The organism is Leptolyngbya subtilissima AS-A7 (genome assembly GCF_039962255.1).
In the GTDB taxonomy this organism is placed as follows: domain Bacteria; phylum Cyanobacteriota; class Cyanobacteriia; order Phormidesmidales; family Phormidesmidaceae; genus Nodosilinea.
Map to the genome: position 1 here is coordinate 532,060 of NZ_JAMPKY010000001.1, position 14,863 is coordinate 546,922.

At 53.7% G+C, this 14,863-nt stretch carries 13 protein-coding genes; 9 read left to right on the forward strand and 4 right to left on the reverse strand.

From position 1 onward, the window contains the following. Positions 1–265: 265 nt before the first annotated feature. From NC979_RS02485 to NC979_RS02500, 4 genes are all read left to right on the forward strand, one after another. A complete protein-coding gene (locus tag NC979_RS02485; RefSeq protein WP_190523409.1) occupies positions 266–1,090 on the forward strand; it encodes a MetQ/NlpA family ABC transporter substrate-binding protein in 825 nt (274 codons plus the stop codon). Between the two features lie 19 nt (positions 1,091–1,109). After that, complete coding sequence (locus tag NC979_RS02490; protein WP_190523411.1) at positions 1,110–2,117, forward strand: methionine ABC transporter ATP-binding protein; 1,008 nt, start codon at positions 1,110–1,112, stop codon at positions 2,115–2,117. After that, positions 2,074–2,784, forward strand: a complete 711-nt coding sequence (locus NC979_RS02495; protein WP_190523413.1) for a methionine ABC transporter permease — start codon at positions 2,074–2,076, stop codon at positions 2,782–2,784. The genes NC979_RS02490 and NC979_RS02495 overlap by 44 nt, the downstream gene beginning before the upstream one ends. Before the next feature lie 121 nt (positions 2,785–2,905). Next, a complete protein-coding gene (locus NC979_RS02500; protein WP_190523416.1) occupies positions 2,906–3,694 on the forward strand; it encodes a phosphate/phosphite/phosphonate ABC transporter substrate-binding protein in 789 nt (262 codons plus the stop codon). Between the two features lie 30 nt (positions 3,695–3,724). Here the strand turns inward: NC979_RS02500 and NC979_RS02505 are convergent, their stop codons facing one another. Both NC979_RS02505 and NC979_RS02510 read right to left on the reverse strand, forming a co-directional pair. Beyond that, positions 3,725–3,919 (reverse strand): hypothetical protein, encoded by a 195-nt coding sequence (locus tag NC979_RS02505; protein ID WP_199303718.1) that lies wholly within the window; start codon positions 3,917–3,919, stop codon positions 3,725–3,727. Between the two features lie 243 nt (positions 3,920–4,162). Continuing rightward, positions 4,163–5,422, reverse strand: a complete 1,260-nt coding sequence (locus NC979_RS02510) for a tetratricopeptide repeat protein (RefSeq protein ID WP_190523420.1) — start codon at positions 5,420–5,422, stop codon at positions 4,163–4,165. Positions 5,423–6,040: 618 nt separating this feature from the next. Between NC979_RS02510 and NC979_RS02515 the strand changes: the two genes are divergently transcribed. From NC979_RS02515 to NC979_RS02525, 3 genes are all read left to right on the forward strand, one after another. Then, positions 6,041–7,555, forward strand: a complete 1,515-nt coding sequence (locus NC979_RS02515) for a sodium:solute symporter family transporter (RefSeq protein ID WP_190523423.1) — start codon at positions 6,041–6,043, stop codon at positions 7,553–7,555. Between the two features lie 49 nt (positions 7,556–7,604). Continuing rightward, positions 7,605–8,075, forward strand: a complete 471-nt coding sequence (locus NC979_RS02520) for a hypothetical protein (RefSeq protein ID WP_190523425.1) — start codon at positions 7,605–7,607, stop codon at positions 8,073–8,075. Positions 8,076–8,356: 281 nt separating this feature from the next. Then, complete coding sequence (locus tag NC979_RS02525; protein WP_190523428.1) at positions 8,357–9,682, forward strand: LLM class flavin-dependent oxidoreductase; 1,326 nt, start codon at positions 8,357–8,359, stop codon at positions 9,680–9,682. A 334-nt stretch (positions 9,683–10,016) separates the two neighbouring features. Here the strand turns inward: NC979_RS02525 and NC979_RS02530 are convergent, their stop codons facing one another. Then, positions 10,017–10,772 carry a Mut7-C RNAse domain-containing protein gene (locus tag NC979_RS02530; RefSeq protein ID WP_190523430.1) on the reverse strand — a complete coding sequence of 252 codons (756 nt, stop codon included), beginning with the start codon at positions 10,770–10,772 and terminating at the stop codon, positions 10,017–10,019. Positions 10,773–11,000: 228 nt separating this feature from the next. Beyond that, on the reverse strand, positions 11,001–11,837 hold the full coding sequence (locus tag NC979_RS02535; protein WP_190523432.1) for an SDR family oxidoreductase: 837 nt from the start codon (positions 11,835–11,837) through the stop codon (positions 11,001–11,003). 253 nt (positions 11,838–12,090) lie between these two features. On the opposite strand from NC979_RS02535, the gene modA reads away from it, so the two are divergent. Further along, positions 12,091–12,912 (forward strand): molybdate ABC transporter substrate-binding protein, encoded by an 822-nt coding sequence (gene modA / locus NC979_RS02540; RefSeq protein WP_190523434.1) that lies wholly within the window; start codon positions 12,091–12,093, stop codon positions 12,910–12,912. Between the two features lie 32 nt (positions 12,913–12,944). Next, positions 12,945–14,786: a molybdate ABC transporter permease subunit gene (modB, locus tag NC979_RS02545; protein ID WP_190523436.1), complete on the forward strand. Its 1,842-nt coding sequence runs from the start codon at positions 12,945–12,947 to the stop codon at positions 14,784–14,786. Positions 14,787–14,863 lie beyond the last annotated feature (77 nt).

The window sequence follows — 14,863 nt, forward strand, 5'->3', positions numbered from 1 at the left end:
TGTAGCTCAAACTACAATTACGGTCAAATTGCAAGGAGCTGTTCGTGCCAACCACGGGCTCGGTAGAGACTTAGTAGTAAAGGTCGGGTCAAATCTCTACGCCTATTGCAGGCAGGGTTTCTTCCTTCTTCTACAAAAAATCGTCATTCCCCATAAAAATGCTCAAGGTCTTAGTTGTAGCTCGGGCAACTGACGCTAATGAATTAGGGTTATAGACTGGGGAGCTAGATTCTAAATGTATGGATGGTGCTCCTTGTCCAATCAAATGAATCGTCGATTTTTTCTGCTTACGGCCGGCTCCTTTGCCGCCACCACAATGGTCGCAGGCTGCGGTGCTACTCGATCGGGCGGCGGCAATGCTAGCGGTAACACACTCAGAGTGGGGGTAAACCCCGTGCCCCACGGCGAAATCTTAGCCTACGTGCGAGATAACCTGGCCGCTAGCGAAGGGTTGACCATTGAAGTTGTCGAGTTCTCTGACTACGTGCTGCCCAACACCGCCCTCAACGATGGGCAACTGGAGGCCAACTACTTTCAACACGTGCCCTACATGGAAGACTTTGCTAAGCAGCGGGGGCTAGATTTGGTATTTGTCAAAGGAGTTCATTTAGAACCCTTGGGGCTCTATTCAAAGAAAGTGACGGTTTTAAGCGAAGTGCCAGAGGGGGCGCAGGTTTCGGTGCCCAACGATGCTACAAATCTGGGGCGCGCCCTCAAACTGCTAGATGACAACGGATTGCTTACCCTCAAAGGCGGAGCGGGGGTAAATGCCACCAAGCAAGACATTGAGGCCAATCCTAAAAATCTCAGCCTGGTGGAGTTAGAGGCGGCACAGTTGCCCCGCGCTCTAGACGATGTAGATATTGGCGTAGTTAACGGCAACTATGCCCTTGAAGTAGGGTTGAACCCCGCTAAAGATGCTCTGGCGCTGGAAAAATCTGACGGCAACCCCTACGCTAATGGACTGGTGGTGCTGAGTGGGCAGGAAAATGATTCAAACATTCAAAAACTGGCTCAGTTGCTGAACTCTGATCAGGTCAGAACGTTTATTAACGATAAGTACCAGGGGGCAGTGATCCCAGTTTTTTAATGCTCCCTGAGGTAGGGTCATGATTACGATTCGAGACTTGCGGAAGGTGTACGGGTCGTTTGTGGCTCTCGACACCTTTAACGAAGAAATCAACGCCGGAGAAATTTTTGGGGTAATTGGCCAAAGTGGAGCTGGCAAAAGCACCCTGATTCGCTGCATTAATCGGTTGGAAACGCCTACCTCTGGCCGTGTGATTGTGGCTGGCCAGGACATTACCGCCCTGTCGGGTAGCGACCTGCGTCGGGCGCGGCAGCAGATGGGCATGATTTTTCAGCACTTTAACTTGCTGAGCTCGCGCACTGCTGCTGAAAACATTGCCATGCCCCTGGAGGTGATGGGTTATAGCCGTCTGCGTATCAAGGCGCGGGTAGCAGAACTGCTGTCTTTGGTGGAGCTAGAGGGCAAGGGTGATAGCTACCCCGCCCAACTGTCTGGGGGGCAAAAACAGCGGGTAGGCATTGCTCGGGCCTTAGCCGCTGACCCCAAGGTGCTGTTGTCGGACGAAGCAACCTCGGCCCTAGACCCCCAGACTACTCAATCTATTCTGTCGCTGCTGAAGAAGTTGAACCAGCAAATTGGTCTCACCATTTTGCTGATTACCCACGATATGGGAGTAGTGAAGCGGATCTGCGATCGCGTCGCCATTTTAGAGCAGGGTAAAGTCATTGAGCGCGGCAGGGTGGCTGACTTAGCATCCCAGCCTCACTCCCGCCTAGCCCAGGACTTTTTTCCTCGGCTGACGGGCTACCAACCTCGGCCTGACGTGCTGCTGGTCACCATTGCTTTTCGGGGTGAGGTAGCCAATGAACCATTTATTGCCACCCTGGTGCAGCGGTTCAATGTGGGGGCCAACATTATCAATGGGGCAATTGAAACCATTGGGGGGCAGCCGGTGGGGCAGTTTCAGATCGAACTGGCAGGGCCAGAGCGGTACGTTGCCCTCGACTATTTGACCCAGCTCAATCTTGCCGTGGAGGTACAGGATGGACGCACAGCTGCTGAGCAATTTGTGGACAGCAACCCTTGAGACGCTCTATATGGTGAGCGTTTCGTCGCTGCTGGCGGCGGTGTTTGGCTTACCCCTGGGGCTGCTGCTGGTGATTACGGGAGCCAGGGGCTTTTTGCCGAACCCATTGGTAAACCAGGGGCTGGGTTGGGTGATCAATGGGGTGCGATCGCTGCCCTTCATCATCTTGCTGGTGGCGATTTTGCCCCTCACCCGCTTAATCGTTGGCACAACCATTGGCAGCACCGCCGCCTTGGTACCTCTTACCCTCTCAGCCATTCCTTTTTTTGCCCGTGTGGCCGAAACTGCCCTCCTCGAAGTTGACCCAGGCCTGGTGGAAGCCGCCGAAGCCATGGGCTGTAGCTACTGGGATATCGTTCGCAAGGTGTTAATTCCAGAGTCACGGCCCGCTTTGGTGCTGGGTTTGACCCTGATGGTCATTAGTCTGGTGGGCAACTCGGCGATGGCTGGGGTCGTAGGCGGTGGCGGTTTAGGCGATCTAGCAATTCGCTACGGCTTCCAGCGCTTTGACACGCGGGTGATGGTGTACACGGTGGTCATTTTGATTGCCTTGGTGCAGCTGATTCAGTGGTTTGGCGACGGCGTGGCCTACCGGCTGCGCCGTACCGGCAATGTAGCGCCCTCCCCCGGTTGGACCAATCCCTTGGCGCGGCTGCGAAAGACCTAGGCTGTGCCTATATCGAACCTAGCGCCCTGGTGGAATTTCTTTACTCTTTAAATCTCTATGACAACTACCCTCAAGGAGGAGCTTTTGAGTCTGATTCGCCATCGATCGAGGTTGTTTTAGCATGCGCGGTGTCTCCTACCTCTCCCCCAATCTGCTTTGGCTGTATCGGGCTGTGGGTGACTACCTCGGTCGTCGCTTGGGCTGCTCGGTGGATGTGATGCAGGGAGCCGATGATCCTCTGACCGATCCAGATCTGGTGGGCGATCGCTGGGATCTGCTCTTTCTCTGCGGCCTGCCCCTGATGCGCTATGCCCAGCGGGTTCCTGATCAGCTGCGGCCCCTGGTAGCTCCGGTGATGGATCAGGCTCGCTATGGTGGGCAGCCGGTGTACTTTTCAGATGTGGTGGTGCGGAGCGATCGCCCCTTGCATACCTGGGACGACCTGGCACAGACGGTATTTTGCTACAACGATCGCGGCTCTCACAGCGGCTACAGCCGGATGGGCTACGAGCTGCACCAGAGAGGACTAGACTGGGGATTCTTTGGGCAGAAGCTGGAATCGGGGAGCCATTTGCGATCGCTCCATGCCATTCTCATGGGCCAGGCTGACTGCGCTGCGATCGACAGCACCGTACTCGACCAGGCCCTGAGAGACGACCCCATCCTCGGCCAAAAGATCCGCATTATTACTAACCTCGGCCCCTCTCCCATGCCGCCCATTGCGATCTCTCAACGGTTGGGTCAGGACGTGCTGCAAACCTGGCAAGCAGCACTCCTTCAACCCGACGCCACGTTGCAGCAGCAGCTTGCCCAGGCTGGAATCCAGCGCTTTGCGGCAGTGGACTATAGCATCTATGAGCCGGTTTTGGCGATGTATGAGGGGAGTAAAGGAGTTGGGGGTGAAGGGTAGGCAGTAAATTGCCCCTCTACCCCTTACTCCCTAACCCTCTACACCCTGTCCCCGCCAAGCCAAAAAAGCCTCCAGCGTCGGAAAGTAGCGAATCACCTCATCAAGGCCTATCGGTCTACCCGAGCGGTAGCCATCCCAATAGGCGGCATCGGTACTTTTGGGCAGTAGACCCGCATCGCGATCGCGGCACCCCCGCTGAAAAAATTCTTCTCGACGGCTTTTCATCACAACCTCCAGGACTCAACCAAAATGCACCCTTGCCATGCCGTGCCAATAGAACAGCAGCAAACCGGATTGCAGTAATGGCCAGGGTTTTAACCCTATGAGTTGATCTTACGAAGGTGGTTTGATAAGAGCAAATAGTCTTTTTTGTGAAAGTAATAGATTTTGTTGATGGAAAAGGCAGAGCTAGGAAAAACGGTGCGAATGTTGAGGTTTTGCTCGGTATCAGGGACCCAAACCTTTGCGCTATGCTAGCGCCTGCCGCAGGGCAAACTGCTGCGGAGCCTGGGCCTGCTGCTCTACAGCGTGACGATACACTTGCTTAAACAAGGTCTGTTGCGTGTGGCTGCCCCCCAGGCGATAGAGGTGTGGCAGCACGGGGCGCAGGTGGGCGATCGCCCCCACCCAATCCCCATTAGCGTGGGCCACTAACCCCTGAGCAGCGGGAACAGCCAGTTTGAGCCAGCGTGTTTTGGTCAGCTCATCCTGGCGATGGGCGTGGCGGACCATGTCGTCGATCATGGTGGCGGCATAGTCGTTGCGATCGCCTCGGGCCAGGCCATAGACATAGTGCAGGTCTTGAAAAGGCAGGGCATGCTCTTGCAGACGCGCTCGCAGCGGTTTGGCCAGCGATCGCCAGCGATTACCCACCGATACCCCCGCTAGCTCTAGCCGCAGCAGTAGCGAAATTGCCCCTACCTGGTCTTTGGGGGTGTGCCTGCGGGCCAGTCCCCATACGTGCTGGTCATAGAGTCTGAGCACCGTGGCGGTGTCGCCTTGGGCTAGATAAGCCAGGGCCACGTGCCACCAATTGTGGGTATAAAGCATCGAGTTACAGCCGCGCCAGGTGTCGGCGTTGGCCTCCATCCAGTCAATGTTTTCGCGGTGGTGACCCTGGACATCAAGCACGTGGGCTACGGCGTGGTGCGCCCAGGGGTTGTGGCGGCGCAGCTCTGTGGCCCGTCGGCCCAGCGCTTCGGCCTGGTCATACTGGTGGCACTGCTCTAGGCCAAAGGCCACCATGCTGTAGAGCAACGGGTGTTCGGGATGTGCCGGAAGGGCCGCCAGGGCAACTTCTAGCAACCCCTGGCTCTCTCCCTGATAAAAGTAGTGGTACTGGGCCTGCTGCACCGCCAGCAAATCCTGCGGGAAGGCCTGCACTAGAGCAGTTTGATAAGCGATCGCCTGCCGAATGTGGCCCCTAGCCCAGGCCGCAATACCGTGAATATAGCCCTGCTCTCGCGGCGATGCCGACGCTAATCTGGCTAGCGCTCGGTTGAGGTAAGGTCTGGCACGCAGCCGATCGGTGCGGTTTTCTTGGCTGAGGTAATAAGCGGCCGCGTAGGCATGGGCGATCGCACAGTTGCCGTCTGCCTCAATCGCCTTGAGAATCGTCGTCTCTGCCTGGTCGCCGTAGGTCAGCGCCTGGTCGATAAATTGGTCAATAGCGGTCACCGCTTGAACAGAATCAGTGGTGACCAGCAAGCCTTGAGCGTCTTGAAGCATTACTTATAAGGTTGAGATTGAACCTTTGACCTGAGCTTTAAGACAATCAGCGATTAAGTTCAAATTGAAAACAAATTGAGATACATTTGTAATATATTTTAACTTTAGCGAATAATTCAAGCTGTAAATGTTGTAAACCGTCCTTAGGAAAAACTTTGTCTTCACTCAGCGATCAAATGTTTAGTACTTCTATGATTCCCCCATTGCAAGAGCTATGGGTCTTGCAATGGGTGGAGATGGCTAGTTAGATTTGAGGTGCAAATTAATTTCTGATTCTGAATTGAAGGCAATTGTAACCCCAGATGCTTTTTTGCACAAAAGCAGAATGTTAATATCGCCCAGGCTGATGACTTGGAGAAAGCCGCATGGCGCCAAAAGCTCGGTACTTAGGAGTTTTGTGTCTTCTAATGAAATAGGTTTTAGTTTGATTAGAGCAGCTCTTGTCCACTTTAAAGTGTGTTAGAGGGCAGATTTAAGCTGAGGCCTTAAAAATCTTTATCTGTTGCAAATTCGTCATAAGAAGCATTAGGAATTGGACCGAGGCGACACTGTTAGCGCAGTGGATCTACATTCTATTTCAGCTATTTTTTGCCTAAAGCTAAGTAAAGGAAAGAGTTTATGCAGGAATTTGAATTTGTGAAGGCGTCACTAACGCCAGCACAAGGGATTTTTACCTTAATTGCATTAGGGCTTATCTTGCTTGCCCTAGCGAATTATGTGCGAGTCACCCTTGTCAAAAACACCCACGACTTTGTGATTGCTGGTCGCAGATTGGGTTTTGGATTTGGAGTGGCAGGCATCATTTCAATTTGGACATGGGCGATGGCCGTGATGATGTCCTCTGCAATGACATATACATATGGGACTTCTGGACTCTGGTGGTTTACTGTTCCCAACGGTCTAGCGGTAATACTTATAATTCCATTCGCTAGACGATTGAGGGCGAAGATGCCGCACGGCTACACGATTGGAGAATTTATCAGTTCCCGCTTTGACGGAGCAGGTTTAGCACGTGTTGTGATGACAGCGGGTTTGTTGTTTGGCGCTTTGCTAGCCATCATTATTAACTTGAAGGGCACCTCGCTCGTAATCTCAACTGTATTTGGGGTTGACCAGGGTACAGTAGCTATCATTACGGCAATCATTGTTCTAGCCTATACAGTTTTGGGTGGGCTGTGGGCTTCTATCTCAACCTCTACTTTGACAACACTGTTCATTACCGTACCGACAGCTTTTGTCGTTACTGCCGTATTAAGCCAGGTTGGTGGAGCTGAGTTTGTTTGGCAAACAGTTGCTAGCAAAAGCACTGACTTTCTGTCAGTAGCTCGTCCAGAGGCCGCAGTTGGCTTTGGTATTACCCTGGCGCTTGGCCTGATCACAGCTACCGTCGTTGGGCAGGATTTTTGGCAAGTTGTTTGGGGTTTGAGGGAGAGAGAAGTAAGCCGTACCTTCTTTTGGGCTGGCGCGCTGTTCTACCCTATTCCTATTTGCCTTGGGATCCTAGGACTTGTAGGTATTGCTCTTAACGTGGATCTAGCAACCCATCTAAACGGCGATGCTGCCGCTGTTGGACCGTTTGTTATTTCTCACATCGGATTGCCTACCTGGCTGATTCTAAGCTATGTATTCGTGATTTTGTCGGCCTGTTATTCGACCATTGATGGTTCTCTTTCGGCAATTTCGTCCGTTGCAGCTGTTGATGTGATTAAGCCTTTTTCTCCCAATATTTCTGAGCACAAACTGTTTTCCTACACCAGGCTATCGATGGTGATTGCCGCCCTGATTGCGACGCTGGTTGTGTTAAGCGGTGTTGACTTTGTCACCATTGTTTTGACAACCTACGCGATTCGTACCGCTGTGCTAATTCCGTTTATGCTGGCGGTCTTTTGGGATCGAATGACAGCGGCTGGGTTTTTTGGGGGAACCGTTGCGGCGATCGCGATTGGGATGCCCGTTCACTTTACCTATGGTGAATTGCCAGGCAGCATCACCATTTTAGTTATTAGCGCAATTGTTCCATTAGTTCTAGGATTTCAAAATCAAAATCGATTCGACTACGATCGCCTCAAAAAAGCTGCAGATATTTCGGATAACTCTGCTCCCGTTAACCCAATCATTCCGGTTAACAACTAGCGACACTTCATCACGCTGATTTCTATCCTCTTACCTTGCGGAGACGCCCATGCAGCCCTCGTCTAATCGTTCATACGGGTTGAATTTCTTTGGAACTTCAAACAAGCATCTCTTGATTGCGATCGCTACTAGCATTCTCGCCGCTCAGGGGCGATCGCTTGCTACCACAGGCTCAGCTAATTCTACCGAACCCAGCTTCTTTGTTTCTACCGAGACGGCGATCTTCTTCTTTATTGGCATTGTCATCTCCTTTTTTTATATCAAAGGGATGGCTGGGGTTTTACGTGATGCAGTTAGAACTTACTCTTCCGAAGAGGAAGACACTCGTGACACTTTCACCAAAGGTTTCGTCGGAGCTATTCTAGCGGCGATCGCCTCTGCCGTTGTGATCTGGTCCTATGGGCTTGGTGCCTATTTTCTTTATGTTGGACCAGTGCTTAGTTTGCTTAGCCCCATCGGCATCATCTACTTTATGGCTCTCGACATTCAGCGATACAAAGAGACCTCAAGTCCCAAGTAGTTTGAAATATTTTTTAGGAACAGCACAAGCCAATTCTGTAAGAGCTTGTAGAGATTTCCTTGGACATGGTGTTCAAAATCAGCTCCTATAAGCATCTCAAAACATAACCTTGTCAAACATAAAAACGATACTTGAAGAGGCCTGGGTTTCGACGATTCACCATAAGGTGCTAAGAAAAAGGGCTCTATCGGTCGCGGGGTCGCCGTTGGTGATGCAGGTTTTTATCACTACACTGTCAAATTTTCTAGTCGAATTTATTCTTTGAGTACACAGCAGGTTCTATGGCATCTCAGAAAAAGCAGGCCCATCTTTTAGGCTTCATTCAACATGGAGTAAACAGCCACGCCACCGGTATGTGGCGACATCCCAAAGACAAAGTTAATTGGGACTGGAGCCGCCCGCCCTACTGGCAACACATGGCCCGCACCATGGAGCGGGGGCTGTTTGATGCCATGTTTATTGCCGATGAGCTAGCCCCCTACAACAACTATGAAAAAAGCTCCGATGCCTGCGTGAAATATGCGGTGCAGTGCCCTACCCATGAGCCATCTACTCTGGTGCCCATCATTACGACGGCGACTAAACACCTAGGGGTTGGGGTAACGCTGTCCACTGCCTTCGAGCATCCTTACTCCATGGTCCGGCGGCTCTCTAGCCTCGATCATCTTTCCGACGGGCGCATTGCCTGGAATATTGTCAGTTCCTATTCCAAAAGCGAGTGGGATGCCTACGGGGCCGAAATGAGCGATCGCGGCCACCGCTACGAGCGCATGGAAGAGTACATGGAACTCTGCTACCAACTGTGGGATTCGTGGGCACCTGATGCCATTGTTGCTGATAAGGCCAGCGGCATTTTTGCCGACCCAGCTAAGGTAAAGGAGATCAACTTTGAAGGCGAGTTTTTCCGCAGCAAAGGGCGATCCTTCTGCTACCGATCGCCTCAAGGTCGTCCAGTGCTTTGGCAGGCCGGTTCCTCCGATCGGGGGCGCGACTTTGCCGCCAAACATGCCGAAGCCATTTTTGCCGTACACCCCAACGTCGATCGAATGCGGCAGTACAGCGACGACCTAAATCAGCGGCTGATCAAGACCTTTAACCGTCCCCCCGGCAGCGTCAAACTGATCTATGGCTTGCAGTGCATCGTAGGCGAATCTCGCGCCCATGCTCAGGAAAAGTACGAGCAAATTCGCGCCAATATTCCCCTAGAGGGTGCCCTCGCCTGGATCTCGGGCCACTTCGGCCCCGACTTTTCCACCTACGATCTCGACGAGTACGTGCAGAACATCGAAATCCCCGGCATCCAGGGCTTGTTTGAGAGCATTATCTACGCTAAGGGTGGCGACCCGATTACCGTAAAAGAAGCTGCCCTCTACTACGCCATGGGCATGGGTATGCCGATTACTGTGGGCACTGCTTCTGATATTGCCGACACTTTGGAATATTACATGGACGAAGGCGGTGCTGACGGGTTCATGCTAGTGGCCACCTACACCCCTGGCTGTTTTGAAGAATTTGTCGATTTAGTGGTGCCAGAACTCCAGCGGCGCGGACGCTACCGCACCACTTACCCCGGTACAACCTTGCGCGAAAACCTACTCGCTGATTGATTGAGGATGGGCTTCGTTCCTAACTAGCCATTGTCTGTAACCTAGATCTGGTGGCACTAGTTTTCTAACGGATGATAGGTAGAACGTGGGTTAGTGATTGTCTCCTGGCTAATGCGGTGTCCTAATCGCTCGCGATCGTGCTTATTGCCGTTCGCGATAAAACAATCAAACTGACAAGACCACTTCCAATGCAAGATATGGAGGCAATGAAAGAGAGCAGTATCTAATACCTGTTTTTCCAGGGCTGAGTTTCAGTTCAGCATTGAGCAACTTTGAGATTGACATTGAAGCAAAGACTTTTCTCCTAAAGTCTGAAACTCTATCGAAATAAAGGTTATGGGGGCGGGGTCGTTGGCTGGGTCACGCGGTTGACTAGCTGCTGAATGCGATCGTAGTGAGCCCCCTTCCAATAGATCTGAGCACAGCCCTGGCAACGGGCAAACTCGTCGTAGTGCAGGCGGGTGAGTGGCAGAAGTTGATCCGCTATTTCTGCTTTGTCGACCGGTAGCAGGGTGTCATTGCAGCGGGGGCAGCGCTCTAGGGGCGCAATGGCATCCTGTAAGCAGAATCGCTCTAGCACCTCTCGGGTCTGGGTCTCTGGTATGTGGGAGCGAACAATGTACCCGTGGGTGACAATACTGCGCTTCAAGAGACCTCGATCTTGGGTGAGCAGAATGCGCTGTTCTCGGTTTGCAAGGTGGGCTAGGTCACTATCCTCATAGTCGTTGCGGTAAAGCGCATCGAACCCCAGCAGTCGCAGGTAGGTGGCTAGCTTGCCCAGATGCACGTCCAGCACAAACCGCGTAGTGACCAGCGGGTGAGGACGCACTAGCGAAACCGGGCTGATATCAAGCTGCTTGAAGTAGGGGTAGACAGCGATGCGATCGCCATCCTGAGCCAAATAGCCAAAGCCAACAGACTCGCCGTTGACCAAAATCAAATCCACTTCTGGGTGAGGGATACCCAAGGACTCGATTACGTCCTTAATAGCAGCGGGCTCGTTGATCTCGTGGGCAAACTCTACTTGCTTGCGATCGGCAGGTAGAAAGTCGTTTAACTCAGCATAGAACCGGAAAATGAGCTGCAACATCAACGCTTACAGGGCAATCCAAGGCCAGAGGTCCATCCTCTTGATCTTGATAGAGTATTCTTCAATGACTTGGCAGTAGATAATTCAGGTATGAGGGCTGAGAGCTAAATAGCCGTAACGACAGCGCCCCGCACGGCTAACCCGACAGCGAGGTTTGAGACGAACATTGTTAAAGATACCGAAACCTCTTTGTTGAGGTGAGAAGCTTTGAAGCTGCTTAGGCATTCCTCATCGCGGCATTTGTGTGAGCCCAAACTGTCGCTTGAGTAGAAAATCCATCAGTTTGGGCGGCAACAGCTGCTTGAGCAACGGCAACCACCTGCTTTTTCTCCCTAGTCGGACTGTCACGGGTGGATGAGGCTTCATCACCAGTGCCACCAGCTGTTCGGCAAAGTCGTGGACAGGCGTAGCATTGGCTTGAGACAGCACCGCCCTGGCGCGAATCTTCGACTCCAGCGGCGCGTACCACGAGTTTGGCGAGAGCACCCCGGTCAATCCCTGACTCGCAGCTTGGCCAAAGTTCGATTGGATGGCACCGGGCTGCACAGTAACTACGTGGATGCCAAACGGGGCTAGCTCCATCCGCAGCGCCTCCGACAGGCTGTGCAAGGCTGCTTTTGACGCGCTATAAGCCCCAGAAAACGGCGTTGTAACTATCCCCGAGATACTGCCGATGTTGACGATGGTGCCCGATCGCTGCTCCTTCATCGCCGGAGCCACTCGCTGCACCAGCTCTAGAGGGGCCAGTACATTGGTGCGAAACTGGGCCTGAATCTGCGCCGGACTGAGATCCATTAGTGGGCCAAACTGGCCAAAGCCCGCATTGTTGACCAAAATATCGATTCGACCGACCTGGGCTAAAACGGTGTCAACGACCGACTTCATAGTCGCTGGGTCAGTGACGTCGAGCGGCAGGGTAAGAATGCCTTGGGCTTTCAAGTCATCTATGGCCTCTAGCCGTCTGGCTGTGGCCACAACCTGGCAGCCCCGCTGATGAAACGCCTGACATAACGCTTTGCCAATGCCCGATGAACAGCCGGTGACGATGACGACGGGAGAGGTCATAGGGATAGAACGGGTAGGCGATAGCTTTAGCAAGGTCTCTAGAGAATCCTAAGCAATGATGGGGTCAATGGGAGCGAAAAAACTGATGGCGAATGGTCAGATAAGTAAAGCTTTTGCAGGCAGATTTTCCGGCGATCGCTACCTCGTAGTTTATTGCACCGCAGGGGCTAGCCTAGCCTGAGGACAATGTGTGTTTTTGGAAACCGCTGGCTTATGCTCAACAACGTTACTACTGGGGAAAAAGGAGGTTTTTATGACTTCAATCAAGGGCCGTAGATTTTTGCTTCGGGTTTGTGGGGGTCTAGCGATCGCTTTATTTGCCGCTAGCTGCGGTCCTTCTGCTCCAACACCTAACCGTGCCGAGCCCCCAGCGCAGACGGTCGAACTCACCGTATCGGCGGCGGCTAGTTTGCAAGATGTTTTAGAGGCCATCACACCGCAATTTCATGCGGCCTATCCCACGATTAAAATTAGCTATAACTTTGGTGCCTCGGGTGCCTTACAGCAGCAAATTGAGCAGGGTGCTCCAGCCGATATCTTCTTTTCTGCCGCTGCTAAACAGATGGATGCATTAGCTGAGAAGGGATTAATTCTGAAGGATTCTCGGCAGGATGTGTTGACGAATAGCCTGGTGCTGATTGCCCCAGCTCAGTCGCAACTTGCGATCACAGATATTGCCCAACTCAAAGATGCTGAGGTGGGCGTCGTTGCGGTAGGCGAGTTTCGCAGCGTGCCGGCAGGGCAGTATGCAGAGCAGGTGTTCACCAAGCTAAATTTGCTGGAGGCCTTGCAGCCCAAGCTGGTGTTTAGCAACAGCGTGCGGGGGGTGTTGGCCGCTGTAGAGAGCGGCAACGCCGACGTGGGCATGGTCTATGCCACCGATGCGGCCCTCTCGGAGCGAGTTAAGGTGTTGGCGACGGCGACCGCAGCAAGTCATCAACCGATTGTTTACCCGATCGCAGTCGTCAGCAATAGCCCTAACCCCGACGCCGCGAAGACATTGATCGCGTTTTTGCAGACCCCTGCGGCCCGAACTAAGTTTAAGGAATTTGGCTTTGGGGTTGTCGCTCCGTAACGGCCTGCCATCCTACGGCTGCAAAACCTACCATGACCTTCTCTCCCCTGTGGATCTCCCTCCGGATTGCTGCGATCGCTACCCTGCTGGCATTTGTCTCAGGCATTGCTGCCGCGCAGTTTATGCAGGGCTATCGGGGTCGATGGCGATCGCTCTTAGACAGCCTGTTTTTGGCCCCTATGGTGCTGCCCCCTACGGTGCTGGGCTTTTTACTGCTGCTGCTGCTGGGTCGGTATGGCCCCCTTGGGGCCTTGATGGGGACAGCCGGTATCAACGTCGTGTTTACCTGGTATGCAGCGGTGATCACAGCGACGGTAGTGGCGTTTCCGCTGATGTACAAAACTGTGCTGGGTAGCCTAGAGCAGATCGATCGCTCGGTGCAGCAGGCCGCCCGCACTTTGGGTGCAACGGAGTGGCAGCTGTTTTTGGGCATTACGCTGCCCCTGGCTCTGCCCGGCATTGGGGCCGGTACCGCCCTGGCCTTTACCCGTGCCCTGGGCGAATTTGGGGCCACCCTCATGCTGGCAGGCAATATTCCGGGCAAAACCCAGACCCTACCTATGGCGATTTTCTTCGCCGTGGAGGCCGGGGCCTTTCACGAAGCCGCCCTGTGGACTGGGGTAATCTTGGCCATTTCCCTAGGCGGACTGGTGCTGATGAACCGCTGGCAATCCCAAGGTGCTAGGCTGCCAGCCCTGCGGTGGCTCGATCGAGGCTGGGCTGTTGTCTGCCGCACCCTGCACAGGCCATTCAACCGTCAACGTCCACCCCTTACGCCCCAACCCTTACGCCCTACCCCTCAACCCCCTCACCTCTCCATCAACCTCACCCACCACCTGCCTGGGTTCACTTTGGATGTGGCTTTCTCCACAGACCACTATCCCTTGGGTTTGCTGGGGGCATCGGGAGCAGGCAAAAGCCTAATTTTGAGATGTTTGGCGGGGCTAGAGACGCCCCACCGCGGCCGCATTGTAATGAACGGGCGGGTGCTGTTCGACTCAGCGTTGGGCATTAATCTACCCAGCCGCGATCGCAGAGTCGGCTATCTCTTCCAGCACTACGCTCTGTTTCCTCACCTGACGGTGGCCCAAAACATTGCCTACGGACTGCGGGGCGAGTCGAAAGCGGCGATCGCCCGTAAGGTAGCTGAGCAGCTTCAGCAGGTGCAGCTGGTTGGGTTTGGCGATCGCTATCCCCACCAGCTCTCTGGCGGTCAGCAGCAGCGGGTGGCTCTGGCTCGCGCTCTGGCTCCCAACCCCAAAATTCTGCTGCTCGATGAGCCCTTTTCGGCCCTCGATGCCCACCTGCGTAGCGAACTTGAAAAGCAGCTGCTCAAGACCTTGGCTAGCTACCCGGGGCTGACCTTATTTGTTAGCCATAATTTAGAAGAAGCCTACCGGGTGTGTGAGCGCTTGCTGGTGCTCTCGGAGGGCAGCGTCGTGGCCGAGGGGCCAAAACAAGCCATTTTTGACCGCCCCGGCAGCGTGACCGTAGCCCAGCTCACCGGCTGCAAAAACATCTCGGCCCTGCGACGCCAAGGCGATCACACCCTAGCCGCGCTGGACTGGTGCTGCCCCCTGCAAACCCTGGAGCCGGTGCTGCCCATTCATACCCACGTGGGCATTCGCGCCCATCGTCTGACTTTCCCCGAGCAGCCCACTCAGCCCAACACCTTCCCCGGCTGGATTGCTTGGACCAGCGAAACGCCCCACCGCATTAGCCTTTATCTCAAGCTGGGCAGCCCCCCATCTGGCCTCGACGATTATCACCTTCAGGCAGAGGTTTTTAAAGATAGATGGGCTGAACTGAAGGAGCGGCCTTTTCCTTGGTATGTGCACCTCGATCCAGCCCAGCTACTTCTATTGGGGAGATAGGAGATTGCCTTAGGGATTGCGGTTTGGGGTTCAGGGTTTGAGGTGTACGGTTTAAGGCAGATTATGACCCTGAATCC